Source organism: Gemmatimonadaceae bacterium (assembly GCA_020851035.1).
GTDB lineage: Bacteria > Gemmatimonadota > Gemmatimonadetes > Gemmatimonadales > Gemmatimonadaceae > JACMLX01.
Genome location: JADZDM010000005.1, coordinates 63,221 through 88,106 on the forward strand (window position 1 = coordinate 63,221; position 24,886 = coordinate 88,106).

17 protein-coding genes are annotated in these 24,886 nt (G+C 69.7%); 5 read left to right on the plus strand and 12 right to left on the minus strand.

Going from position 1 to position 24,886, the window contains the following annotated elements; all coding sequences use genetic code 11:
- Positions 1-15: 15 nt before the first annotated feature.
- Entirely contained in the window at positions 16-843 is an 828-nt protein-coding gene (locus IT355_04075) for a hypothetical protein (GenBank protein ID MCC7052420.1), read from the minus strand.
- A 147-nt stretch (positions 844-990) separates the two neighbouring features.
- Here IT355_04075 and pruA point away from each other — a divergent pair, with 147 nt between their 5' ends.
- Both pruA and IT355_04085 read left to right on the plus strand, forming a co-directional pair.
- The gene (pruA, locus tag IT355_04080; GenBank protein MCC7052421.1) at positions 991-2,649 is read left to right on the plus strand and encodes an L-glutamate gamma-semialdehyde dehydrogenase; all 1,659 of its coding nucleotides are present in this window, start codon (positions 991-993) and stop codon (positions 2,647-2,649) included.
- Positions 2,646-3,596, plus strand: a complete 951-nt coding sequence (locus IT355_04085; protein ID MCC7052422.1) for a PhzF family phenazine biosynthesis protein — start codon at positions 2,646-2,648, stop codon at positions 3,594-3,596. Before pruA ends, IT355_04085 begins: the two co-directional genes overlap by 4 nt.
- A gap of 304 nt (positions 3,597-3,900) precedes the next feature.
- Here the strand turns inward: IT355_04085 and IT355_04090 are convergent, their stop codons facing one another.
- Together IT355_04090 and IT355_04095 are read right to left on the minus strand one after the other, a co-directional pair.
- Positions 3,901-4,698, minus strand: a complete 798-nt coding sequence (locus IT355_04090; protein ID MCC7052423.1) for an AAA family ATPase — start codon at positions 4,696-4,698, stop codon at positions 3,901-3,903.
- A 416-nt stretch (positions 4,699-5,114) separates the two neighbouring features.
- Positions 5,115-7,766: a hypothetical protein gene (locus IT355_04095; protein MCC7052424.1), complete on the minus strand. Its 2,652-nt coding sequence runs from the start codon at positions 7,764-7,766 to the stop codon at positions 5,115-5,117.
- A 168-nt stretch (positions 7,767-7,934) separates the two neighbouring features.
- On the opposite strand from IT355_04095, the gene IT355_04100 reads away from it, so the two are divergent.
- A complete protein-coding gene (locus IT355_04100) occupies positions 7,935-8,903 on the plus strand; it encodes a hypothetical protein (protein ID MCC7052425.1) in 969 nt (322 codons plus the stop codon).
- A gap of 19 nt (positions 8,904-8,922) precedes the next feature.
- Here IT355_04100 and IT355_04105 read toward each other — a convergent pair whose 3' ends face one another.
- From IT355_04105 to rpmG, 3 genes are all read right to left on the minus strand, one after another.
- On the minus strand, positions 8,923-11,265 hold the full coding sequence (locus IT355_04105; GenBank protein MCC7052426.1) for a TonB-dependent receptor: 2,343 nt from the start codon (positions 11,263-11,265) through the stop codon (positions 8,923-8,925).
- Positions 11,266-11,302: 37 nt separating this feature from the next.
- Positions 11,303-12,235, minus strand: coding sequence for a universal stress protein (locus IT355_04110; protein MCC7052427.1), 933 nt, complete (start codon positions 12,233-12,235; stop codon positions 11,303-11,305).
- Positions 12,236-12,522: 287 nt separating this feature from the next.
- Entirely contained in the window at positions 12,523-12,684 is a 162-nt protein-coding gene (rpmG, locus tag IT355_04115; protein ID MCC7052428.1) for a 50S ribosomal protein L33, read from the minus strand.
- A 214-nt stretch (positions 12,685-12,898) separates the two neighbouring features.
- Here rpmG and IT355_04120 point away from each other — a divergent pair, with 214 nt between their 5' ends.
- Positions 12,899-14,326, plus strand: a complete 1,428-nt coding sequence (locus IT355_04120; protein MCC7052429.1) for an amino acid decarboxylase — start codon at positions 12,899-12,901, stop codon at positions 14,324-14,326.
- Here the strand turns inward: IT355_04120 and IT355_04125 are convergent.
- The gene (locus IT355_04125; GenBank protein ID MCC7052430.1) at positions 14,297-15,085 is read right to left on the minus strand and encodes a TIGR00266 family protein; all 789 of its coding nucleotides are present in this window, start codon (positions 15,083-15,085) and stop codon (positions 14,297-14,299) included. The genes IT355_04120 and IT355_04125 overlap by 30 nt on opposite strands.
- A 45-nt stretch (positions 15,086-15,130) precedes the next feature.
- Positions 15,131-15,799, minus strand: coding sequence for a CAAX prenyl protease-related protein (locus IT355_04130; protein MCC7052431.1), 669 nt, complete (start codon positions 15,797-15,799; stop codon positions 15,131-15,133).
- Between the two features lie 174 nt (positions 15,800-15,973).
- Here IT355_04130 and IT355_04135 point away from each other — a divergent pair, with 174 nt between their 5' ends.
- Positions 15,974-17,536 (plus strand): serine hydrolase, encoded by a 1,563-nt coding sequence (locus IT355_04135; GenBank protein MCC7052432.1) that lies wholly within the window; start codon positions 15,974-15,976, stop codon positions 17,534-17,536.
- Positions 17,537-17,708: 172 nt separating this feature from the next.
- On the opposite strand, the gene IT355_04140 is transcribed toward IT355_04135, so the two are convergent.
- The 4 genes from IT355_04140 to IT355_04155 all read right to left on the minus strand — a co-directional run bounded on the left by IT355_04140 (position 17,709) and on the right by IT355_04155 (position 24,488).
- Positions 17,709-19,478 (minus strand): efflux RND transporter permease subunit, encoded by a 1,770-nt coding sequence (locus tag IT355_04140; GenBank protein ID MCC7052433.1) that lies wholly within the window; start codon positions 19,476-19,478, stop codon positions 17,709-17,711.
- A 1,601-nt stretch (positions 19,479-21,079) separates the two neighbouring features.
- Positions 21,080-22,264: an efflux RND transporter periplasmic adaptor subunit gene (locus IT355_04145; protein ID MCC7052434.1), complete on the minus strand. Its 1,185-nt coding sequence runs from the start codon at positions 22,262-22,264 to the stop codon at positions 21,080-21,082.
- Positions 22,265-22,281: 17 nt separating this feature from the next.
- The gene (locus IT355_04150; GenBank protein ID MCC7052435.1) at positions 22,282-23,814 is read right to left on the minus strand and encodes a TolC family protein; all 1,533 of its coding nucleotides are present in this window, start codon (positions 23,812-23,814) and stop codon (positions 22,282-22,284) included.
- Positions 23,814-24,488 (minus strand): TetR/AcrR family transcriptional regulator, encoded by a 675-nt coding sequence (locus tag IT355_04155; protein ID MCC7052436.1) that lies wholly within the window; start codon positions 24,486-24,488, stop codon positions 23,814-23,816. The genes IT355_04150 and IT355_04155 overlap by 1 nt, the downstream gene beginning before the upstream one ends.
- Positions 24,489-24,886: the final 398 nt, after the last annotated feature.

Below are 24,886 nucleotides of genomic sequence, written 5' to 3' on the forward strand. Positions count from 1 at the left end.
GCTCCGTCAAGAGGTTCAGCGCGATACGATCCGTGCCCGCCGCAGCAGAAAGGCGCTGCCCGATGCGGACGTCTCCGTCCACCCGACCCACAGCTCCCCTCCCGACAGCCGCACCACCTGCGGTGCCGAGGCCGACTGCGAACTGGTGCTCACGGGAATCAGCCGCGCTGTCTGCTCGAACAGGTGGCCCGACGTCAGCGACACGCTCATCGCGATCCGGCCATGTTCACTGTTGGGATCCTCGTAGGCGAGTGCAATCGTGTCACCGCGGCTCGCGAGTGCCACCCGCACCGGCCGATCGCCGTACACTACCGCCAGCGGGGGCTCGAACCGGCTCGCCCGCGGGTCCATCAGGTGCGCATAGAACAGCCCCGGCCCCTCCGGCGCCACCATGAAGTACGACACGTGCACGTAGCCGTTCGCGCTGTCGACGGTGATCGCCGGCGCCGGGCGCGCGCACCCGAGCAGTGCCCGGTCGAGCGAGTCGACGACCAGCGACCGCACCAGCCGCCCCGCCGAGTCGCGCTGGCCCGCGTGCAGCAGCGCGCTGCTGTCGGCCCGCACCTGCCACCAGCTCGACCAGGTGGTGCCCCGGACCGGCGGCGCCACCACCACTGACGCGGCGCAGACCCCGCCGTCCAGCGACGCCGGCCGCGACGCCGCCGCCACCGGGACCGCCACGACCTCGGGAACCCGGCCGGGCAGCCAGCGCGCCTCGTACAGCACCGTGCTGTCGGGCGCTGACGCCACGGGGGCAGGCGACTGCCACTCCACCGGGGGGGCATCCCACGAACAACCGGCCACCATGGCCAGCACCATCAGGGTCAACACGCGACACGGCATGCGCGCAATCTACGCCCTCCGCGTCCCGGCCCCGACTCGTGCCGCACGGCACGCGCACGCCCCGTCCACCCGCGGTGGCCGGCGCTAGGTTTGGTGCACTGGCGGTGCCTGCCCCGCGTGGCCCAGGGTCCATTCACTCCGAACATCATGACGCCCCCTCTCGTTGCGCCCGTCGGCGCCTCGCAGTTCGCCGGTTCGCGCCGGATCCCCGCTCCGATCAACGAGCCGGTCCGGAACTACGCACCGTACTCGCCGGAACGTGCCGAGCTGCAGGCGACACTCGCCAGCACAGCCGCCGAAGTGGCCGAGATCCCGGTGGTGGTCGGCGGCAGGCGGATCCACACCGGCAACACCGGCACGCAGGTGATGCCGCACGCCCACCGCCACGTGCTGGCGCACTTCCACAAGGCCCGGCCGGAGGACGTCGCCTCAGCCATCGAAGCCGCGGCCGCCGCGCGCCGGGAATGGGCGGCATGGAGCTGGGAGGACCGCGCCGGCGTCTTCCTCAAGGCCGCCGAGCTGCTCACCACCACGCACCGTGCGCGCGTCAACGCCGCGACCATGCTCGGCCAGTCGAAGACGGCGCACCAGGCCGAGATCGATGCCGCCTGCGAGCTGATCGACTTCTGGCGCTTCAATGCGGCGTTCGCGCAGGAGATATACGCCGAGCAACCCGTCAGCACCGGATCGACCTGGAACCAGTCCGACTACCGGCCACTGGAAGGGTTCGTCTACGCCGTGTCGCCGTTCAACTTCACGGCCATCGGCGGCAACCTCTCCGGCGCACCGGCGCTGATGGGCAACACGGTGCTCTGGAAGCCGGCCTCCACCGCCGTGCTGTCATCGTATCGCGTCTTCCAGGTGCTGGAGGAAGCGGGCCTGCCGCCGGGCGTGATCAACTTCCTCCCCGGCAATCCCGCCGAGATCTCGGCCGGCGTGCTGACGCACCGCGACCTGGCCGGCGTGCACTTCACCGGCAGCACCGGCGTCTTCAACGGCATGTGGGAGACGATCGGGAAGAACATGGGCGGCTACCGCAGCTACCCGCGCATCGTCGGTGAGACGGGCGGCAAGGACTTCATCGTCGCGCACCCGTCGGCTGATCCGCTCGCGCTGGCCGTCGCCATCGTGCGCGGTGCCTTCGAGTACCAGGGCCAGAAGTGCTCGGCCGCCAGCCGCGTCTACGTGCCGAAGTCGCTCTGGCCCACCGTGCGTGACCACGTCGCCCAGATGGCCGGCGAGATCACGGTCGGCGACGTGCGTGACTTCTCGAACTTCATGGGCGCCGTGATCGACCGGCGCGCCTTCGACAAGCACGTGCAGTACCTCGACCTCGCGCGCAAGGAGTGCGAGGTGGTCTCCGGCGGCACCGCCGACGGGGAGCTCGGCTGGTTCGTCCAGCCGACCCTCGTGCGCACCGACGATCCCACGCATCGCATGCTGAACGAGGAGATCTTCGGCCCGATCATCACCGCCTACGTGTACGACGACGACCGGTGGCTCGAGACGCTGCACCTGGTGGACAACACCAGCCCGTATGCGCTGACCGGCGCAGTCTGGGCGCGCGAGAAGCAGGCGGTGCTCGACGCGATGTCGATCCTGCGCAATGCCGCCGGCAACTTCTACATCAATGACAAGCCCACCGGCGCCGTGGTCGGCCAGCAGCCGTTCGGTGGCGCCCGCGCGTCGGGCACCAACGACAAGGCCGGCTCGAAGATGAACCTGATGCGCTGGGTCAGCGCGCGCTCGATCAAGGAGACCTTCGTTCCGCCGACCGAGTGGCGCTACCCCTTCCTCGCGGAATGAGCGGCACCACCGGAAGTGGTGAACCGCTCTTCGTCCACTACTTCACGCTCGATGTCTTCACCGGCCAGCGGTTCGGCGGCAACCCGCTGGCGGTGATCCTCGACGCGCGTGGCCTGACCAGCGACGAGATGCTGCAGGTCACGCGTGAGTTCAACTACTCCGAGTCCACCTTCGTGCTGCCGGCAGAGACCGACGGCACCACGAAGCGCGTGCGGATCTTCACGCCCGGCGGCGAGGTGCCCTTCGCGGGCCATCCCACCGTCGGCACGGCGATCGCGCTGGTGTTCTCGGGCGACGCGCCGCTCCCGGCTGACGGTCGCGGGACGCTCCAGGTGGTGCTGGGCGAGAACGTGGGGCCGGTGCCGGTCACCGTGCGCGTCCCCGACGGCGTCCCGGACTGGGCACAGCTCTCAGTGGCGATGATGCCGCGGGAGCAGCCGCCGCTCGACCGCGCCCGCGTCGCGTCGGTGCTGCAGCTCGACGTCGACGACCTCCTGCCGGGCGACACGCACCAGCCGCGCGTGACGTCGTGCGGGCTGCCGTTCCTGATGGTGCCGCTGGTCTCGCGCGACGCGGTGTCACGCGCGCGCATCCACGCCGAGCGCTTCGCCGCACACTTCCACGGCACCGACGCGAAGATGATCATGGTCTTCGCCGCGATCGACGACGTGCCTGGCACCGACCTCCACTGTCGCGTCTTCTGCCCCGACGACGGCGTCCCCGAGGACCCCGCCACCGGCAGCGCCACCGCCGCCCTCGGCGGCTTCCTCGCCGCCCGCACCCCGCGCACCGGCACCCTCCGCTGGACCACGCAACAGGGCGTCGAGATGGGCCGCCCGTCGCAGCTCGAGATCGAGGTCGACAAGTCCCCCGACGGCACCATCACCGCCGTCCGCGTCGCCGGCCGCGCCGTCCTCGTCTCCGAAGGCCGTCTGCGCGTCCGCTGAGTTCTACATGCCGTCGGGAACAGCATGACGCAAAGGCGCGAAGGAACGCGAAGGACGCAAAGAGCACTGCACCGAGGCGTGGTGGCGTGCGCTCGATGGGCACCAGAATTCTTTGGGAACCGCAACTGCAACTGCAGTGATGAGTTCAGCGCCCGCGCGCCGCGGCCGACCCATACCGCCGTTGCAGTTCCCCCAGGAATACGATGCCGCTCGAGCGCACGTTCCTCGGCGGTTATGTAGAACCCTTTGCGTCCTTCGCGCCCTTTGTGCCTTTGCGTCATGCTGTTCCCGACAGCATGTAGAACTATCGCAGGTTGCGCAGATATCGCTCAGGATCAGCAAGGAAGTCCCGCGTCAGCCGCACGTGATCGGTCTCGTCCCACCGCACTTCCGCGACGGGCGCCTCGTCGAACGAATAGATCCGCGCGCCGGGGAACGAGAGCAGCAGCGGCGAGTGGGTCGCGATGATGAACTGCGCGCCATCCTCGACCAGGTCGAACATCATCGCCAGCAGTGCCAGCTGCCGCTGTGGCGAGAGTGCGGCCTCGGGCTCGTCCATCAGGTACAGCCCGCGCGGCACGAGGCGGTTCTGGAAGAAGCTCAGGAACGCCTCGCCATGCGACTTCGCATCGGGATCAGCGCCGTAGCGCCGCTCCATGTCCTGCAGGCTCGCCTTCACCGGGCCCATCGCCAGCTGCTTCGCCTTCGCGCTGCTGTCGGCGTAGTCCTGCTCCATCCGCTCCAGCGTCTCAAGGAACTCCGCCCGTTCGCGCTTGAGCAGGTGCTGGAACCCGAAGAAGTCCTCGGCCCGCAGGAAGAAGCCGCGCATGCTGCGTGTGTGCCAGGTCAGCGTCAGCGCCTTCGCCAGGAACTGCTGCTCGTGCAGCGTCGGGTCGTCCATCGCGCGTCCTGCTGCGCCGGCCGACGGCAGCGCCGCGGCGATCGCGATCGCCTCCAGCAGCGTGGACTTGCCCGACCCGTTCTCGCCCACGAAGCAGGTCACCGGCGTGTCGAAGTCCAGCCTGTCGAGCGAGGCGATCGTGGGCACCGTGAACGGGAACCGCGGCTGGCGCGCCGCCCACTCCGGCATCCGGAATCGCATGCTGAGGAGCTGCGAGCGCGCAGCGTCGCGCGCCTCGGACACCGGCGTCGCGGTCGTCCGCCTCCGTGGTGCCCGCGGCGGCATCGACCTACTTCCGCCCGTTCACAGTCCCGCCTGATCGGTGTGTCATGCTGGCAAAATACACCGTGGAAGTCCGTCAACAGGGTTCACGCGGAGAGCGCGGAGGCGGCGGAGGGACGCGGAGAGGTATACCCCGGACGCAGCCTTCTACACGGTTCACGTGGAAAATGCTGAAGGAACTGCGCACGCGCTCTCGCAGTTCCTCCAGCATTTCTTCACCACCAACAGCGTGGATGGTTGCCGACGTGTGGTGCCCTCTCCGCGTCCCTCCGCTCCCTCCGCTCCCTCCGCGTGAACCCTCGATCTTCCAACGCAGAGAAGTCCCGGAGTAGCGGTCAGAACCGCGCCCCGAGCGAGATGTCCGTCCGCCACCCCTTCCGCGGATAGATGCCACGCGAGAAGTCCGTGCGGATCAAGCCGTCCACCCACGAGCTCCCGATGCCCACGCCGGACATCGGACGCCCCGGCTTCGAGAAGTCCCCGCGACGCCCCGCCCAGCCCAGGTCCAGGAACAGCGCCTGCTTCTGCGCACTGCTGCCATAGCCGATCTCCGTGCGCGACAGCCAGTACGTGTCGCCCACCCGCGTCCCGGCCACCTGGCCACGCACCGTGCGCAACCCGCCCATGTAGAACTGGCGCTGCACCGGCACACTGTCGGTGGCCATGCCGCCACTCATCGTCTGCCCGAACGACACCTTCCCGAACAGCGGACGCGTCACCGTGATCTCGCCAAGCCCGCGCGCGTACGAGAAGTCACCGCCGGCCGCCTCGGCGCGCAGGTCCGTCACCACCTGCCACGACCGCGGGTCCAGCCCACGGCTCGACTGCCACTGCACCGCGCCGCCCCCCACCATGCCCTTCTGTGCCACGATGTTCGGCAGCATGGTCCGGTTCTTCGAGAAGGCGTTCGCGAGGTTGAAGTCCCACGCCTTGTCCGCCGGGTCGTGCCGCTCGCCGAACGCGCGCCACACCAGCGATCCCGTGGCGCGCGTGCGCGTCCACGTCGCCTCGGCACCCAGCGCGCGATAGTAGAAGCCCTCGTCGCGACCGTAGAGCAGCGATGCCATCGACGAGCCGAGCGAGAGCGGGTTGCCGAAGTCATTGGCGAAGTTCAGCCGACGGAACACGGCGCCCTGCAACGTCGTGCGGCCGTTGCTGCGCGCCAGGCGCACTTCGGCGTTCGGCTGCCAGTCGCCCAGGCCGAGGCGCGCCACACCAGACGCGGTGTACCCCGCGCCCAGCGGCCACGTGACCTCGGTGCCCAGCGACAGCCCCTCCACGCGATTGTACCGCTGCTGCCGCAGCGACCAGTCGAACTGCAGCGGCTGCGGCCCGAACGCCGGCTGCAGCCCCAGTCCCAGCGCGCTGGCCAGCGCCTCGGCATCGCGCTGCGAGAACGCCTCCTCGTTGGCGTCGTACGGCGACTCGGGCAGCTCCTTCGAGTTCGCCAGTACCGTGGAGTCGCACGGCACCTTCACGCCGTAGCGCAGCGCCCCCTCGTAGCGCGTCTCAGTGCGCGTGTAGTAGCCGCCACTGGCCGCGCACTCCGCATCCCGCACCTTCCGGCGCGCGGTGCGGTCCGCCACCCGGTACAACGAGTCGCCAAAGCGGCGCGTGCGGCGTGCGTCGCGGGTCGAGTCGGTCTCCAGCGGCACGGTCCGGCCGGCAGCACGGATCAGCGAGTCGCGCACCGCATACCGCTCGCGCTGCGCCGCCGTGCGCAGCTCCTCGCGCCAGGCGCGGTACAGCGAGTCGCCCACGAAGCGCGTGCGCACCGCCAGCGCGCTGGTGTCCGCCACCAGCGCCGGCTGCAGCCCAGCCACCTTCAACAGCGAGTCGGTGATCGCGCGCCGGCGCTGGCGCGGGATGCGCGTCGTGTCGACGAGCTCATCGTCGACATCCTCGCAGTCCGGCGCACAGACCCGCATCGTGGTGCTGGTGCGGCGCGAACTGGCCAGCGAGGGCATTGGTGGCAGCGGCGTGGTCACGTCCACGTCGTTGTAGGTGTAGCTCTCCTCCACGCGCAGCGGAATGCGCATGAACATCACGTCGGTGCCCCCTTCGGCGCGGTTCACGCGCGGCAGCCAGAACGTGTTGTCGTACAGCGCATACTCCACCGTCACGAGGTTGATGTCGAAGCGCATCGGGTTCATGATGCCGCGCACCAGCGCCGGCGGCACGTCCTCCTTCGCCTCCTTCACCCGCGCAGCGCCCCCCGGCGTCGTGTCGCGCTGCGCCTCCTCGAGATCCCGCTTCGCCTCTTCCATCGCGAGGTTCCAGATCTCCAGCGGTGCCGACAGCCGGTACGCTGCACGCACCAGCGAGCCGCTGCGCTGGTCGAACCAGAAGCTGCCCACGAACGCGCGCCACTCGGGCCGGCGCGAGATCACCTTCAACTCCCGCAGCGTGATCCCCTCGCCACTCGGCAGCCGGATGCGGATCGAGTCACCGATCTGGTAGCGGTAGTACGCCTCGCTGCCGGTCGCGAGCGGGTGGATGAAGCCCTCGGTCTCATCCACGTCGCTCCGCACCATCGCCTGGTCGGCCGCCGGCATCCAGAGCTGCTCGCGCCCCGGGAAGTACGGCACCGGGATCAGCGACGACGCCACGCCGCTCACCTGCACGTTCTTCGCCATCGGCACGGTGGTGCGCGCGGCCAGTGGCTCGATCCACATGCCCTGCCCACGCCGCCACTTCACGTTCGCCACGTTCTCGGAGCGGAACAGCAGCCGGTTCCGGGTCAGCACCGACGTGCCCATGTTCACGGTGATCCGTGACTGGGTCCGGGCGTCGTACCCGCGCAGGGCCGAGTCCTGCGCCACACGGGCACGGCGGGCGAGCAGCAGCAGCGACCGGGTCGCGCTGTCGGGGAAGGCGCTGGCCAGCAAGGCAGCCGTGACCGGCCGGCGGCGCTGCGGCTCGGCATCGGCCGGCGTTGGGGCCGGAACCGGCTGCTGCAGGAGGAGAAGGAACGCAGGAACGAGCATGGGACCCCGGAGGTGTGCGGCGTGGCGACCACAGCCCGTACGACAGCCACCCGGGCCGGGTTCCATGCGTGGCCTGCAAACAGGCTGGTGCGTCCAGTGTGCGACAGGCTGCGCCGATACTCCGAGGCAGCCGAACGCTCAGTTCGCCGACCCTCGACCTGCCGCAGCATGCATGAACATTCCCCTCCCGGTGCCGCTGACCGGCTCTCGCCCAACGACCCCTCCGGGCTCCAGCGCCGCCTGACCTCCATCCTGCAGGCCTCACCGGCGCCGACCATCTGCGTCGCGCGGACGCGCGACGGGGCGGGGGACATCATGATCGCCGGCGCCACACTGCTCGACCACCTGCGGCTCCGCGTCACGGCCTTGCAGCGGGCCGGCATGCGCCGCGGCGACATCCTCGCCACCGACTCCGTCGGCATCGGACGCGTGATCGACGCCCTCGGCGCCATCCTCGGCGGGTTCACCTATTGGCCCTGCAGCGACCATCGCCGCATCGCCGAGGGCCCGCTCGTGACCGATTCGGGTGCCGCCCTCGTCTGGCGACCGAACCCGCTGGTCGGCATCAACCTCTCCCCGGGTCTGCCCCACGAACCGCCGGCCGCCCTCCCCATGCGGCTCTCCGTCCGGCTGCGCGACACGATGCTGCCGGCCGGCCCGCAGGTGCGGCTGCTCCTCAACGGTGCGCACGACGCCCCGCCGTTCGCCGTCAACGCGCAGACGGTGGCGCGACTTGGCAGTACCCTGCGGAAGCGCATCGGCATCCGCCGGCAGAGCGTGCGCTACTGCGCCGCACCGGCTGAATCCGCTGCGGGCGTGCTGCTCGACCTCCTGCCGGGCATCGCGGCGCGCCAGGTCATGGTGCTGCCCGGCGAGCTCCATCCGTCGTCCACCACCATCGTGCGCGCCATCACGCGCTACCACCCGGACTCGATGACGCTCACGCTCACCCAGGCCATTGCCCTGGCCGGCACCCCGATGGACGCCCCGACGCTCGCCGCGCTCAGCCGGACCAGCCTCCTGATCGCCGACACGCACCCGATCCCGATCGCGCTGCGCAGCCACCTCTCGTCCCTGGTGCGACGGATCGACGTGGGCTACATCCTGCCCGAGGCGGGCGACGCGTTCCTGCTCTGAGCCCGCGCCCGCCGCGCGCTCAGAACTCCCAGTTGATCCCGATGCTGGGCAGCACGCCGATGCTCTCGTTGGCCTTCGGGGCACGCAATCGCGCGTCCCACGCCACCTGCGACACGTTCTTCCGCGCGGTCGCGTTCTGGACGTCGATGTACGTCACGAGCTGCGAGCGCCGGAACGAGAACCGCCGGTCGATGCGCAGGTCCAGCGCGAAGAACACCGGCAGCCGCTCGCCGGCATTGTAGCGGGTGAAGTCCAGCGTGCCGCCGGCGGTGAACGGCGTCGTGGGCAGGCCGGCCGCACTGCGGATCCGGCCGCTGTACTCCCACCGCGGGTTCGGACGCCAGCCCAGCAGCGCATTGAACACCATCGGTGAATCGAAGGCACCGATTGACTCGATGCCATCGAGCCCGGTGAACCGCGTGCGGTTGTAGCTGGCACTCACGAGCCCGTACACCGGCACCTCGCTCAGGCGCTTCTGCAGCAACACCTCCACGCCGCGCACCTGCCCCGTGGCACCGGCCACCAGCGGCTCCAGCCCGTACGGGATGTCGTTCGTGACATCGTCGTAGCCACTCGGCTGCAGCACGGCGCGCGGCCGGAACACCCGCCCGGGGTAGTCGGCATACGACTTCACGTAGCCCTCCACCTGCACCTTCACGTCCGGACGCAGCAGCCGCTGCCAGCCGGCCACGACCTGGTCGGCGCGCAGCGGCTGCAGGCGGTCGACGTTCGCGGGATCACCCACCAGCCACGTGGGCTGCGGTGCCTGGTAGTACCGGCCACCAACGAGCGTCAGCGTGCTGCTGCCGCCCACGCTCCACGCGAGCGCCGCCCGCGGCGCGACGCGGGTCGCCGCGAGGAAGCCGTAGTGGTCCGCACGCGCGCCAAGGGTGAGTCGGAGCCGGTCGTTGACCTCGACGCTGGCCTGGGCGTACGCGGCCTGTCGCCAGGCGGTGAACGACGTGTCCACACGCAGCGGGCGGGCCACGCCGGCGGCATCCCGGCGCAGTGCGCCGGGCAGCGTGATGTCGTAGTCCAGCGCACTCGCGTACTTCACGATCGCACCCGCCGTGAGCTCGGTGCGTGCGTTGAGCTGCAGCGTCAGGTCGCTGCGGAGCGAGCTCTCCCCCTCCGTGGACCGGGCGCCGAAGATGAGCTGCGGCGGGTCCGACGAGTCGCGCTGCGCGGCATCGAACCGGCTGTACGTGCGACCCAGCGTCGTGAGCAGCACGCCACGCGGCAGCAGGCGCTTCCACGTCAGCCCGGCCACGTACTGGTCCTGCGACGAGCCCAGCACGGTCGAGTTGTCGTAGCGATCGTCGGCCGTGGCGTTGCTGAAGCGGATGCGGTCGCGCGCGCCGATCACCAGCAGGCTCACCTCGTCACGTGCCGAGGGGCGCTGCACCAGCTTCAGCGTGACGTCGGTGTACGACGGGATGAACGGGAAGCCGGCGGCGTTGAACACGAAGTCCAGGTAGCTGCGCCGCGCACTCACCAGCAGTGACCCGTCGTGCGGCAGCGGCCCCTCGGCGATGGCGCCAAGCCCGGTGGCGGAGAGGTTGAGGGTCGTCGCACGCCGCGCGCGGTTCCCCTCGCGCAGCGTGATGGTGGTGACGCTGGAGGTGCGGTCGCCGTACCGCACGCCGAACCCGCCGGCGCTCAGCGCCGCATCCTGCACGAACTCGATCGGGATCAGCGACACCGGGCCGCCGGTGGACCCCTGGGTGCCGAAGTGGTTCACGTTCGGCACCTCCACGTTGTCCACCACGAACAGGTTCTCGAACGGCGCGCCGCCGCGCACCACCAGGTCGTTGCGTCCGGCGGTGGTCACCCCCACCCCGGGCAGCACCGACACCGCGCGCACCACGTCCTCCTGCACCCCCGGGGTGCGGCGGACCTCCTCGGCGCTGAACCGCTGCGTGCTCACCGGCGTCGCGCGCGCCGGCTCGAAGTACGACGGCGCCACCTCGACCGTGGCCAGCTGCACGACCCGCGGCTGCAGCTCGATCACGAGCGTCGTGGGCTTGCCGGCGCTCACCACCACGTCGCTGCGCACGATCGGCGCGAAGCCGATCGCACGGACCTCCAACCGGACCACGCCGGCCGGCGCCCGCAGCCGGAACCGGCCGTCCTCGCCCGTGGCCACGCTCAGCGTCGTGCCACCGACGGTGATCGTGGCACTCGCCACCGGCTGCTGCGTCTGTGCGGCTCGGACCCGTCCGTCGATCAACCCGGTCCGGCCCGCGTCCTGGGCCTGGAGCACCAGCAGCGGCGCGGCGGACGCCACCAGGCACGCGCGCGCGGCTCCCGCGATCAGACGGCCGATGGTCGAGGGAGGGACGGGCCGGGCTGCAGCAGGCATGACACTCCGGGTTCCGGGACGGGACGCCCGCGTCGCCTCAGGCGTCGCGGGGCACGACGATCACGGCGCACGCCGCCGTGCGGACCACCCGCGTCGTTGCGCTGCCCAGCACCACGCGCTCCATCAGCGTGCGCGAGTGCCGCCCGACGGCGATCAGCCCAGCATGAAGACGCTCGGCGCAGGCGACGAGTTCCTTCCCGACGTTCCCCGAGAGCGGCAGCGTGTCCACGTCCATCGTCGCCGGCAGGTGCAGCGCCGCGATCATCCGGCCGAAGGCCTCATCCATGCGCGAGGCGATGGCCGGCGGCCAGTCCGCCAGCATCGCGGGCAGCGGGTCGGCGGATGGTGTCACATGCACCAGCGTGAGGTGGCCGTGCGGCCCCACCAGGCGCGCCGCCGCACGCGCCGCGGCCAGGCTGCTGGCATCGAAATCGGTGCCCACCACCGCATGGCGCGGCAGCGACGTCATCGTGCCCGGCACGGCCAGCGTCGCCACGTCGCTCTCGCGCACGGCATGCAACGCTGTCTCCGTGCCGAAGAAGCGGTCGACCACGTTGTGGCGGCCCAGGCCCAGCACGATCAGGTCTGCCTTCCGCGCCGTCGCATGGAAGAGGATGCCGCTCAGCGGCACGCTGCACTCCACGAAAATGTCGGTCGGCGCCGGCACGGTGTTCCGCGCGCACTGGTCCTCCACCGCCGCACGCCGCGCGGCGATCGCCTCCTCCTCGGCCGTCGGCTGCAGCGACGGCGGCACCGCCAGGTCGTTCACCGGGGCTGGATACGTGGTGGGCTGCACCACGCTGATCACCGAAATGGCCGTGCCATCGCGCCGCTGCAACGCGGCCGCGAGCCGCAGGGCCCCGTCGGATGCGGCGGAGGCATCGCTCGCGACGAGGGCGCGCGCGAACGGTGCCGGGGAACCTTCGTGGCCCGCCGCTGTCGGCGGGGCGCTGGGCCCAGTGACGGACATGTCCCATTCCCGCCGGTCGGCGACGCGCACGGTGTGGCGCCACGAACCCAGGCTGCGTGGACGCCCGGAAACGCCGATGCGCGACGGGCAGCGTCCCCACCTGCCAATGTGGGGGGCGCGCAGGATGCGTCTGTCGGCGTTTCGCCTACGATGTCCGGCGCGCGCCACTGGCCACTGCCGGCAGCGGGCTCACGGCGGGGACGACTCGCTGCGGCACGGACGCAAAGAAGCCCGGCACCGCAGCCTGATGCAGGCGCGTGTGCCGGGCTCCGCGCGCGGCGGAACCGTTACTTGGTTTCCTTGAACAGGACGTGCTTCTTCGCGATCGGATCGTACTTCTTCATCTCGATCCGCTCCGGATGCAGCCGGGCGTTCTTGGTCTTGTGGTACGTGTACGGCGATTCCGTGCTGCGCAGCTTGATCTTGATGCGCTTGCCCTTTGCAGCCATGATGCTCCTCGCGGGGTACTTGTCCGTGTAGCCTCGAAAGTTATCACGGTCCGGTTCAGGATGGCAGGGGGGTGCGCGTCACCGGATGCCCGGAACCGCCAGCTCCCCCCACCCGCGCTACTCTTTCCGCATGAGCAGCCCCGACCGCGACCCACTCGGCCCCCTGGCCACGCCAGCCACCGGCGACTTCAGCCTCGATACCCTCGAGGCCGGCATGGACCGCATCCTTGCGCTCTTCCGGAAGCTCCAGCACGACGGCACCCTCCCCCCGGTCCTGGCCCAGGTCACCCCCGGGGAGATCGCCAGCCACCTCGCCGCCATCGCCCCGGCCGCCCCGGAGTCGCTCGACGCCATCCTCGATGACGTCGAGCGTGTGATCGTCCCGGGCATCACGCACTGGAACCACCCGGCCTTCTTCGCCTACTTCGCGAACTCGTCGAGCGTCCCCTCCCTGCTCGGTGAGGTGCTCACGTCGGGGCTGAACGCCAACGCCATGCTCTGGGCCACCAGCCCGGCGGCAACCGAGCTCGAGCAACGCGTGCTCCGATGGCTCTGGACCGCCATGGGCCTCGCCGACGAGGAGCGCTGGTTCGGCATCATCACCGACACGGCGTCCATGTCCACGCTGCTGGGCATCGCCGCCGCGCGCGAGGCCACCGGCCTCGACATCCGCACCCGCGGCATGGCCGGCCGCGCCGACCTGCCCATCCTCCGCGTCTACTGCAGCCAACACACCCACTCCTCGGCCGCCAAGGCCTGCATCACCCTTGGCATCGGTTCCGACAACGTCGTGCCGATTCCGGTGGATGCGGCGTTCCGGATGCGCCCCGACCTCCTCGCGGCGGCCATCACGAGCGACCGGGCGGCCGGCATGCGACCGATGGCCGTGGTCGCGACCGTCGGCACCACCAGCACCTCCAGCATCGACCCCGTCTCCGCCATCGCCGACCTCTGCGCCCGGGAACAGGTCTGGCTTCATGTCGACGCCGCCTACGCCGGCGTGATGGGCATCGCCCCGGAGTTCCGCTGGGCGCTCGACGGCGTGGATCGCGCCGACAGCGTCGTCACCAATCCGCACAAGTGGCTCTTCACCACCATGGATTGCAGCGCGTTCTTCACGCGCCACCCCGCGGTCCTCCGGCAGGCGTTCTCGCTGGTGGCGGAGTACCTGGTCACCGCCCGCGATTCGCAGGTCGTGAACTACATGGACTACGGCGTGCAGCTCGGGCGGCGGTTCCGCGCCCTCAAGCTCTGGATGGTCATGCGCGCCTTCGGCACCGACGGCCTGGCCGCGCGCCTGCGGGACCACTGCGCGCTGGCGCGCGAATTCGCGGCGCTCGTCACCGCCGACCCCGCCTGGACGCTCTGTGCGCCCGTGCCATTCTCACTCGTCTGCTTCCGCTGCGCGCCGGCCGGCTTGCCCGATGCCGAGGCCGACGCGCTGAACGCTCGGTTGCTCGCGGAGGTGAACGCCGCCGGCCGCGTGTATCTCTCGCACACCCGGCTCCACGACCGGTATGTCCTCCGCCTCGCCATCGGCAACATCCGCACCGCCCGCACGCACGTGCACCTCGCCTGGTCCGAGCTCCAGCGCGCGCTGCGGCCGCGCCCCCTACTCGTCGCCGAGGATGCGGCCGAGTGATCCGATGGTGCCGCTGGCACCGCCGCCGGTGCGACCGGCCGGCGCCGCCGCGATGATGCGATCGGCGAGGCGTGAGAACGGCAGCGTCTGCAGCACCACCCGCCCGGGACCGCGCAGCCGCACGTAGAACAACCCCTCGCCACCGAAGAGCGCCGTCTTGATGCCCTTCACCATCTCGATGTCGTAGTTCACCGACGGCTGCATCGCCACGAAGCAGCCCGTGTCCACCCGCAGCACCTCGCCGGCCTGCAGGTCACGCTGCACCAGCGTGCCGCTGGCGTGCAGGAAGGCCAGCCCGTCGCCGCTGATGCGCTGCAGCACGAAGCCCTCACCGCCGAAGAAGCCGGCGCCGATCTTCCGCTGCAGCGCCACGCTCACGTCCAGGCCACGCGCGCCGCACAGGAAGGCATCGCGCTGCGCGATGATCGTGCCGCCCCAGTCCAGCACGTTCACGGCCTGGATCTTCCCCGGGAACGGGCTTGCGAACGCCACGTCGCGACGCTGGTGTCCCTCGTTGATGAACACCGTCATCATGAACGAGTCGCCCGACAGCACGCGCTTGGCGCCACCCATCAGCTTCCCCAGCAGGCCACCGCCCTCGTTGTTCGGGTCGAGGGTCGTGATCGGACGGATGCCGTCCTCCATGTACATCATCGCCCCCGCCTCGGCCGTCACCGCCTCGCCCGGGTCGAGCGTCACGATCACGGCCTGCAGGTCATCGCCGATCAGGCGGTAGTCGATCTCGTCAGCCTTGCGCATGGAAGCGTCCCGGAGGATGAGGGGTGGGGTGGGGGCCCGACCGCGTCAGGCCCAGTATTGCCATTGGTTGGCGAGCACCACGTACGCCGACAGGCAGCCGTTGGTGACGGCGTGGGTCCAGATCAGGTCGGCGATGGACCGCGTGCGCGCCATCCAGAGATTGTAGATCAGCCCGCAGAGCAGTCCCACGTCCCAGTAGGAGCCATGCTCGCTGGCGAAGAGCAGCGCCGTGGCCACGAACGACAGCGTCGTGAAGCTGCCGAGCGGCCGGGCGCGGAAGTCATCGAACGAATCCACCGCCCGCGGCAGCCATCCGCGCCAGAACAGCTCCTCGAGAATCGGCACCAGCAGCACGGCCCGTGCCGCCCGAAGCCACAGCGTGAGCACGTCACCGCGTTCGGAGACCGACAGCCCCGCGGTGGGATGTCCCACCACCGAGTTGTCGAAGAGCCAGTGGCTGCGATACCCAGGCCAGAGCGCGTCCGGGGCGATCCAGAGCATGAAGACGCCGATCCCCACCGCCGTCGAGAGCAGGAAGTGCTTCGGCACCAGCGTGATCACGTCCCGGCTGAACACCAGCAGCGCCGCGACCAGCAGCACGATCCAGAGCGCCGCGTTCCACGGCTGCGGGATCGCCAGCGGCTTCAGCGCGGCCAGCAGCACCATGAACAGGGCGAACGGGACGACCCAGGGGACAGCGGCGCGGACGGGCATCTGGAGCGGGTGCGGGTGACGGGCTGGTTCGAGGGGACGGGGTCTTGCCCCCCCTTCGAACCGACCGCGAGAATCTAAGGACGTCCCCGACCCGTCGGGGCAACGCCGGTCGCTGCCCTTCCGTCACGCCGCGCCATGCGAGACACTCCGACGGACCCTGCTGCCCGGAGACCCATGCGCCATCGCACATCACTGCTCGCCGCCGCCCTCGCCCTCGTGCCGGCATTGCCCGCGCAACGCGTGGTGTCGGCCCCCCCTGCCGACCTCGATACCTATGTCGAGCAGGTGATGCGCACGTTCGACGTGCCGGGCATGGCCGTCTCGATCGTCAAGGACGGCAAGGTGCTCGTGGGCCGCGGCTACGGCGTGCGCACCCTCGGCGACACGGCGCGCGTCACGCCAGGCACGCGCTTCGGCATCGCGTCGAACAGCAAGGCCTTCACCGCGACCGCGCTCGCGATGCTGGTGGACGAGGGCAAGGTCGAGTGGGATGTGCCGGTGGTGACGTACCTGCCGCAGTTCGCACTGTCTGATCCCTACGTCACCCGCCAGATCACGGTGCGCGACCTGCTCGTGCATCGCAGTGGCCTGGGGCTCGGCGCCGGCGACCTGCTCTGGTGGCCCGCATCCACGTACAACCGGAAGCAGATCATGCACCGGCTGCGCGACATCCCGTTGAGCACCAGCTTCCGCAGCGCGTACGCGTATGACAACGTGCTCTACCTGGTCGCCGGCGAGGTGATCGAGGCGGTGAGCGGACAGGTGTGGGAGGATTTCATCGCCACCCGTCTGCTGGCGCCGCTCGGCATGACCGGGACGACCACCCGTCACTCCGATGCCGCACGAAGCGGCAACGTCGCGACGACCCATGCGATGGTGGATGGTCGCCTGCAGCGGATCACGCCACTGACGAGTGACAACACCAATCCCGCCGGTGGCATCAACACCTCCGCCGCGGATATCGCGAAGTGGATGATTGCGCAGCTCGATTCCGGGCGGACCGGCAGCACGCGCCTCTGGTCCCAGCGTGCGCAGCGCAACCTCTGGACCGGTGTGACGCCCACCCCCATCCGGAGCGCGCCGCCCGGGCTGGCGGCGGTGGCACCGCAGTTCAGCCTCTACGCGCTCGGCTTCAACGTGCAGGACTATCGCGGACGGAAGATCGCGACCCACACCGGCGGCCTGCCCGGGTATGTGTCGCAGGTCACCTTCGTGCCGTCGCTCAAGCTCGGCGTGTCGGTGCTCACCAACCAGGAGAGCGCGGACGCGTTCCAGTCGATCACCCAGCGCGTGCTCGATCACTTCATGGGCGCGGCGCCAGTGGATTGGCGCGCCGTGATGGACAGCATGGCGAAGGCGAACCGCGCCCGGAGCGCCGCACAGGTGTCCGGAGCCGCCGCCGCACGCGATTCGCTCTCGAAGCCCTCGCTCCCCATCGAGCGCTACGCCGGGGAGTACGAGGATTCGTGGTACGGACGCGTCTCCATCACCACCACGGCCGGGCGCCTCGGCATCACCATGCGGCCCTCACCCGACCTCGTGGGCGAGCTGCAGCACTGGCAATACGACACCTTCGTCGTGCGCTGGAAGGATCGCGCACTCCGCGCCGACGCCTTCATCACCTTCCAGCTCGCCCCCGACGGCTCGGTCGAAAACGCTCGCATGGCTCCCTTCACCGACGACGTGGACTTCTCCTTCGACTTCCAGGACCTGCGCCTGAAGCGATTGCCACCCTGAACCCCAGCCCGTTCACCACGCAGTTCCTTTGTGTCCTCGCAGTGCCCCTTCGCGCTCCTTTGCGTTGGCGCAGTTTGCGACGGCCGCAACGCGCGCGAAGGACGCAGCGACAGAAGGGCGGACCAGTGCATGCTGGTCCGCCCTTCAGCACCGCGCCGGCACGAGGTGGAACTCAGTCCCCCATCACCGGCTGCGGAGCCACGCCCTTCGGCACGGCATGTTCCGCCGTGTTCGGCGTGCTGAACCCGAGGCGCTTCCCGAAGAACTCGCGCACCGCGTCCAGGATCTCGTAGAACGTCGGCACCACGATCAGCGTCAGGATCGTCGACGTGATCACGCCGCCGATCACCGCGACACCGAGCGGCTTGCGGAAGTCCGCGCCCTCGCCGGTGCCGAGCGCAATCGGGAGCATGCCTGCCACCAGCGCGAAGGTCGTCATCAGGATCGGCCGGAGCCGGATGGCACCCGCCTCGATCAGCGCATCCCGCAGCGTCAGGCCCCGGTCCTCGCGTGACCACTTCGCGAAGTCGATCAGCAGGATCGCGTTCTTCGCCACGATACCCGCCAGCAGGATCACGCCGATCAGCGACATCAGGTTGATCGTCATGCCGGTGATCGCGAGCGCCCCGAACACCCCCACCAGTGACAGCGGCAGGGAGATGAGGATGGCGATCGGGTCCAGGAAGCTGCCGAACTGCAGCACCAGGATCATGTACATCAGCACGATGGCGATGCCGAGGGCGGCGAAGATCGAGCTGAACACCTCCTGCTGGCCCTCCGCATCACCCCCCTGGCTGAGCGTGACGCCGGCGGGAAGCGGCTCGGCCGCGATGATCGCCGCGATGTCGGCCACCACGTCGGAGTTGGCGCGGCCCGCCACGTTCGCCTGGATCGTGACCAGCTTGTCGCGATCGAGGTGGCTGATGATCGAGGGGCCGAGCCCCGGCTGCACCCGCGCCACCTGCCCCAGCGGGATGGTGGACGACGCCGCGCCGTTCCGGCCCGGGATCACGAGGGGGAGGCTGGTCAGGTCAGCCAGCCGCTCACGTGACTCGGGAGTGAAGCGCACGCGCACCTTGCGCGTCTCGCCCATCGGATCGACCCAGTCCCCCGCCTCGACGCCGGCGAAGGCCGGGCGCAGCGACTGTGCCACGGAACCCACGCTCACGCCCAGCGAACTCGCCAGCCCGCGGTCCACCTGCACCGTCAGTTCCGGCTTCTGCCCGCGGGTGCTCAGGCCCACGTCCACCGCGCCCTGTACCGCCGCCACCTTCGGCAGCACCCGCTCGGCGTAGGCCTGCAGCGTGCGCGCGTCGTCACCGCGCAGCTGGAACTGGATCTGCTTCTGGTCGCCGTTGAAGTCGTTGGTGTAGACGCTGGCCGTGGCACCGCCGATGGTGGCCATGTCGCGGCGGAACTGCTCCGCCACCGCGTCCGCCGAGCGCATCCCCTTCGACTTCCGCTCGCTCTTCGGCGACAGCTTCACGTAGACGTTGCCCGCGTCCACCGCACCGCTCGCACCGCCGATGGTGGTGAAGGTGAACAGCACCTCCGGGTATGTCTTCGCGATGCGCACCGCCTCCACGACCTTCAGGCGCATGTAGTCGAGGTTGGAGCCCGGCGGGGTCTCCACCTTCACGTTCAGCTCCGAGTTGTCCTCACCGGGGAAGAAGCTCACCCCCACGCGTCCGGTGTTCAGGAGCGCCTTGCCCCGCTCGGCCCCGAGCGCCTTCTCCACGATCGGCGGCAGCATCCCGATGCTCGCGACGCCGAGCACGAGGAACACCACGCCACCGGCGGCGCGTGCAGCCAGCGGCAGCGCCTTCCGCGTGTCCAGCCAGACCCCGACCAGGATCAGCCCCATCGCCAGCGAGAAGCCGACGATGCCGGACAGCGGCAGCGAGAAGGCCGCGAAGAACACGCCGATGGCGAGGATGATCATCGCCAGCCGGTGATCCAGTGCCCACGCGATCACGCCGCGGTACTTCTGCGTGGTCCGGTTGAACCAGTTGTTGAACTTGTCGAGCTGCTTCGTGATCCACCACTTCTTGTCCTCGGGCAGGTGCGGGTCGGGCCAGTAGGCCGACAGCATCGGGTCGAGGGAGAAGCTGACGAAGAGCGACACCAGCACCGAGCACGCGATCGTGAGGGCCAGCGGCTTGAACCACTGTCCCGCCTCGGCCTTCAGGAACGCGATCGGCACGAACACTGCCACGATCGAGAAGGTCGTCGCCGCCACCGCGAGGCCGATCTCGGCGGTGCCCTCGCGGGCCGCCGTCATGTGGTCCTTCCCCATCTCCACGTGGCGCACGATGTTCTCGCGCACCACGATCGCGTCGTCGATCAGGATGCCGATCGCCAGCGACAGGCCCAGCAGCGACATCGTGTTGAGGGTGAAGCCGAACGCGTACACCGCCAGGAAGCTGGCCACCACCGACACCGGCAGTGCCACGCCGGTGATCACCGTCGAGCGCCACGAGTTCAGGAACAGGAACACGACCAGCACCGTCAGCAGCGCGCCCTCGATCAGGGTGCCCTGCACGTTGCTGACGCTCGCCGCCACCCGCTTGCCGGAATCCTTGATGACCGTCATCTCGACGCCGGCCGGCAGCCGCTTCCGGATCCGGTCCACCGCATCCACCACCTTGCCGGTCACCTCGGTCGTGCTGTAGCCCGTCGACTTGGTCACCTGCAGCCCCACCGACTCGGCCCCGTCGAGCAGCGCCAGCGTACGCTGCTCCTCCGTGCCGTCGCGGATGTCGGCCACGTCACTGAGGCGGATCAGCTGCGAGCCCCGCTGCGCCACCGCGATGTTGCCGAAGTCCTGCACATCCTCCAGGCGCCCGCTGAGCCGGATGGTGCGCTCGTCCAGCACCCCCGTCAGGCTCCCCACCGGCACCGCCAGGTTCTGCTGCTGCAGCGCCGCCACCACCTCGCCCACGCTGATGTTGCTCGCCTGCAGCGACTGCGGCCGCAGCTCCACCATCATCTCGCGCTTCACCCCGCCCACCACGTCCACCTTCGCCACGCCGCCGATCGAGCGCAGCTCGCGCGTCACGCCCGGATCGGCCAGCAGCGTGAGCTGCGGCGCCGTCAGCGTCTTCGACGAGATCGCGACCTGCACCACCGGCAGGTCGGTCGGGTTGAACTTCTGGAGGATCGGCTCCTTCATCTCCACCGGCAGGTCGTTGCGCTTCAGGTTGATCGCGTCCCGGATCTCCGTCGTCGCCTCCTGCATGTTCTTGCCGAAGACGAAGAACGTGATGATGGTCGCGAAGCCGTCACGTGCCTCGCCCTGCACCTTGTCCACGCCAGAGATGCCGGTGATGGCCTCCTCGATCGGGTCGAGCACCTCACGCTCCACCTGGTCCGGGCTCGCGCCGGGATACACGATCGTCGTGAGCACCACCGGCGGGGACACCTCCGGGAACTCGTCCGTCTGCAGCCGCGCGTACGCGAACAGGCCGCTGATGACGAGCACCAGCATCGCGACGATCGTGATCAGCGGCCGCTTGATGGCGAAATCTGAGATCCACATGTCTGCTACCTCGTGCCCGTGGTGGCGGTGGGACCGGCCGCCTTGGCGGCCTGGTCGTTCACGCGCGAGATCCGCACCTGCTTGCCTTCCCCGATCGCCTGCGCCGCACCCAGCAGCACGGTGTCACCGCGCTGCACGCCCTTCGTGACCTCGAAGTTCTCCCGCTGCTCGTCGCGGATGCCAAGCGACACCGCCACCCGCTCCACCCGGCCGCCGCGGACCCGCATCACCACCGGCGTCGCACCACGCTGGTCGATGGCGGTCGCCGGCAGGATCATCGCCGTGCGCGTCTCGGTGTTCACGCGACCCTCGGCGACCAATCCGCCCACCAGCGTGCCGGCCCCGTTCGGGATCGACGCCAGGATCTGCACCTGCCGGGTGGTCGGGTCAGCCACCGGGCTCACCCGCGTCACCTTCCCCAGGAACTTGCGGTCGGCGTAGCCGCTCACGCTGAACGCCACCGGCATCCCCACCCGGATCGACGCGATCTGGTTCGCCGGCACCGCCGCCTCGAGCCGCATGCTCTTCGGGTCCACCACCGTGAACAGCGCGGTCCCGGGCGAGACCACGTCACCCGCGCTCACCACCGAGCCCGCCACTACACCAGCGAATGGCGCACGCACCGTCGCACTGCGCAGCTGCTTGCTGGCCTGCGCATACGCCGACTTCACGTTCGCCAGCTGTGCCATCGTCGTGGAGTACGACAGGCGCGCATTCTCGAGGTCACGGTCGGCGATCGCACCGGCCGCGTTCAGCCGCTCGGCGCGATCCAGCTCCTTCTTCGCCTGCGCCGCCTGTGCCTCGCTGGCCGTCACGCCCGTCCGCGCCGAGAGCTCGGCCGCGCTCGCCGTGGTGGCATCGATGCGCGCCAGCGGCGCACCGGCGGCAACACGCTGCCCGGGCTCCACGTACACCTGGATCACGCTGCCGGAGACCTCGGCGCGCACCGAGGCACTCCGCTCGGCCGTGAGCTCGCCGGAGATCGACGGGCCGCTGGCGATCTGCGCCGTGTCCACCACGCTGATGTTGTCGGCCGTGATGAGGGTCGGCTGCTCCGGCGCCGCGGCGTCGGCCTCCGGCTTCTTGCCGCAGGCGGCCAGTCCGCTGGTGCCGAGGACGAGCAGCACGCCGAGGGCGAGCGGACGGGAGTTGCGCGGGGCGCGGATCGCGCCAGTCGGGATGTCAGTCATGGGAGTTGTCATGTGATTCACGGCTGCTGTCCGGTGGCGCTGGCCGTGCCGCCGCCCGAGCCAAGGGGCAGGTCGCGCAGCAGGGTCATGCGAAGTCGTGCGAGTTGCAGGTCCCTCGCCGCCGTGAGGCGGTTCGCCTGCGACTGGATCAGCAGGTTGCGGATGTCACTCAGCTCGAGCTGGGTGGAAATGCCATTGGAATAGCGCACCTCTGCGATGCGCAGTGCCTTGTCCGCCTGGTCCTCCGTGCCGATGCTGGCCAGCCAGTTCGCCTCCGCCTGCTCGAGGCTCTTGAGCGCGAGCTGCACATCCAGGGCCGCCGCACGCCGCCCCTGGCTCAGCCGTGCCTCGGCATCCGCCACGTTGGCGCGGGCCACCATCTGGTCACCCTTGATCCGACCGCTGGTCCAGATCGGCAGGGTGAAGCCGAGGCTCACGGTCCAGGCGGGATAGAAGTCGGCGAGGGTGCGCGGGATGATGTCGCTGTTCGACGGATAGGCCGCGCGGGAGTAGTTCGAGGCGAGGTTCAGGACCGGCACCCGGGCAAGCTGCGCATTCCGGAGCGCCCCCTTCTGCACCTCGAGCGCGGCCGCCGCCTGCTGCACGGCGCTGCGTGCCTCCGGCGCGGTGTCACGCGGCCCGAGCTTCGGCAGCACCTGCGCACCGGCGGCCGAGAGCCCCGTGCCGGCCGATGGCCGCACGTCGGTGTCGAGTTGCGACGTGGCCAGCACGCGGTCCATGTCCGCATCCTGGATCGGCGTCGTGAGGTCGAGACGCGTCGTCAGCGGCAGGTTCAGCAGCTGCTTCAGGTTCAGCGTCGCGATGTCACGGTTCTGCTGCGCGCGGATCAGCAGCGGGCGCTGCGCATCCACCGCCACGCGCGATCGCAGGAGGTCGTACTCGGCCACCGTGCCGACCTGGCGCTGCAGCGTCGTCTGCTGGAGCGTGCGCTGGACCTGCACCAGCGAGCTCTCCGCGATCTGCACCAGCTTCTCGGTGATCACCGCATCGAAGTAGGCCGCCGCGATGTCGTACCGGAGCTTGGCGCGTGCCGTGCGCAGCCCGTAGCGCGACACGTCCTCGTTCGCCTTGGCCACCCGCGTTGCCACCTTGAATCGCCCGTCGACGTACAGCGGCTGGGAGGCCTGGAGGCCGAAGGTGATCGTGTTCGGCGAGGCGAACAGCAGGCCGATCGGGTTGACGGCGGCGGTGGTCGTGTCGGGCGGCGCGGTCGGATCCGTTGGCTGCGCGAAGCGCTTGGTGATCGCCGCGAACTGGTTCTGGATCTGGTGCTGGTAGTTGGCCGTGGCACTGAGCTGCGGCAGCACCGTGGCGCGCGTCTGGAAGTACTGGCCCTTGGCGCGCGTCACGGCGTTCTGCGCCAGGCGCACGTCGTCACTCGCCGGCTCCGCGAGGCGGAAGGCGTCATCGAGGGTGAGCGGGCGGGTCGCCGGCACCGGCTGCTGCGCACGGGCGTGCTGTGGCAGGAGCGCGGGGAGCAGCAGGGCCAGCACGGCGCGACGGGCGATTCCCGTCCAGGCCGAATGCATCACAGAAGATCCGAGGTAGGTGTGAGTGGTGCGCCGCCTGGGCCAGCCGGCGCGGACGCCGGTCGGCTGGTGACGCCGAGCGCACGCAGGAAGACCTGTACGTAGCGCTGCGCGGCGCGGGTTTCGGGGACCCAGAGCTTGGCCTCGTCGCGGAGTTCGCGGGCCATGGCGTCGCCCCAGAGTCCGCCGATCAGCAGCGTCTGTGACGCGGTGAGCAGTTCCTCGAAGTCCGGATCGGCCAGCAACGTGCTGCTCACCCATCCGTCCCGCACCAGTGCCCGGACGTAATCGTGCAGGTCGCGGTCAGCGCAGCGGGCCGGCTCGAAGCTGTTGGCCATCTCGTGGAAGCGCCCTTCGGCCGCTCCCATCGCCTTCCGCAGCAGCTCGCGCGACCCACGCACCTGGCGGAGGAACTGCCCGCACCAGTTGGTGAGTTCCACGGCAGGGTCCGCCGGCGTGGACGGCAGCGGCGGCTCGACGACCTTGATGGCCGCGACCCGCCGGAACAGCGCCTCGTCCATCAGCGCGGCCTTCGAGCCGAAGTTGCGGAAGATCGTGACTTCGTTCACGCCGGCGATTTCGGCCACCCGGCGCGTGGTCGCGCCCTGGAAGCCCGATTCGGCGTACGCCGACATCGCTGCGGAAATGATCTTGTCCCTGACATCGTTTGACATGGATGCCAGTATAGGAGGCACCGGTTATGTAAGCAAGCAGGTACTTGCGTACACTCCAGTTTGCCTTACATCCGTTCCCTGACACCTCCACTCTAAGGTGTTGTCGGAAAAGGAGTTACGCGCCAACGACTCAGAGTCCTTTACGCCTCTACGACTCAGAGTCCTTTACGCCTCAACGACTCAGAGTCCTTCATGTCTAAGATATTGTCGCAAAAGGAGTTACACCCCAACGACTCAGAGTCGTCTACGCCCCAACGACTCAGAGTCGTTTACGCCCATACGCCTCTACGACTCAGAGTCGTTTGCGCCTCTACGACTCAGAGTCCTTCAGATCTAAGATGTTGTCGGAAAAGGAGTTACGCCTGAAATACTCAGAGTCCTTCAGGTCCAAGCCTCAA

Bases quoted from the DNA above. Each gene is read 5' to 3' on its own strand.
- pruA (MCC7052421.1), top strand. From the start codon at position 991: ATGACGCCCCCTCTCGTTGCGCCCGTCGGCGCCTCGCAGTTCGCCGGT.
- IT355_04095 (MCC7052424.1), bottom strand. From the start codon at position 7,766: ATGCTCGTTCCTGCGTTCCTTCTCCTCCTGCAGCAGCCGGTTCCGGCC.
- IT355_04100 (MCC7052425.1), top strand. From the start codon at position 7,935: ATGCATGAACATTCCCCTCCCGGTGCCGCTGACCGGCTCTCGCCCAAC.
- IT355_04125 (MCC7052430.1), bottom strand. From the start codon at position 15,085: ATGCGCAAGGCTGACGAGATCGACTACCGCCTGATCGGCGATGACCTG.
- IT355_04090 (MCC7052423.1), bottom strand. From the start codon at position 4,698: ATGCGATTCCGGATGCCGGAGTGGGCGGCGCGCCAGCCGCGGTTCCCG.
- IT355_04145 (MCC7052434.1), bottom strand. From the start codon at position 22,264: ATGACTGACATCCCGACTGGCGCGATCCGCGCCCCGCGCAACTCCCGT.
- IT355_04140 (MCC7052433.1), bottom strand. From the start codon at position 19,478: ATGATCATCCTCGCCATCGGCGTGTTCTTCGCGGCCTTCTCGCTGCCG.
- IT355_04150 (MCC7052435.1), bottom strand. From the start codon at position 23,814: ATGCATTCGGCCTGGACGGGAATCGCCCGTCGCGCCGTGCTGGCCCTG.
- IT355_04110 (MCC7052427.1), bottom strand. From the start codon at position 12,235: ATGTCCGTCACTGGGCCCAGCGCCCCGCCGACAGCGGCGGGCCACGAA.
- IT355_04135 (MCC7052432.1), top strand. From the start codon at position 15,974: ATGCGCCATCGCACATCACTGCTCGCCGCCGCCCTCGCCCTCGTGCCG.
- IT355_04120 (MCC7052429.1), top strand. From the start codon at position 12,899: ATGGACCGCATCCTTGCGCTCTTCCGGAAGCTCCAGCACGACGGCACC.
- rpmG (MCC7052428.1), bottom strand. From the start codon at position 12,684: ATGGCTGCAAAGGGCAAGCGCATCAAGATCAAGCTGCGCAGCACGGAA.
- IT355_04105 (MCC7052426.1), bottom strand. From the start codon at position 11,265: ATGCCTGCTGCAGCCCGGCCCGTCCCTCCCTCGACCATCGGCCGTCTG.
- IT355_04155 (MCC7052436.1), bottom strand. From the start codon at position 24,488: ATGTCAAACGATGTCAGGGACAAGATCATTTCCGCAGCGATGTCGGCG.
- IT355_04130 (MCC7052431.1), bottom strand. From the start codon at position 15,799: ATGCCCGTCCGCGCCGCTGTCCCCTGGGTCGTCCCGTTCGCCCTGTTC.
- IT355_04075 (MCC7052420.1), bottom strand. From the start codon at position 843: ATGCCGTGTCGCGTGTTGACCCTGATGGTGCTGGCCATGGTGGCCGGT.
- IT355_04085 (MCC7052422.1), top strand. From the start codon at position 2,646: ATGAGCGGCACCACCGGAAGTGGTGAACCGCTCTTCGTCCACTACTTC.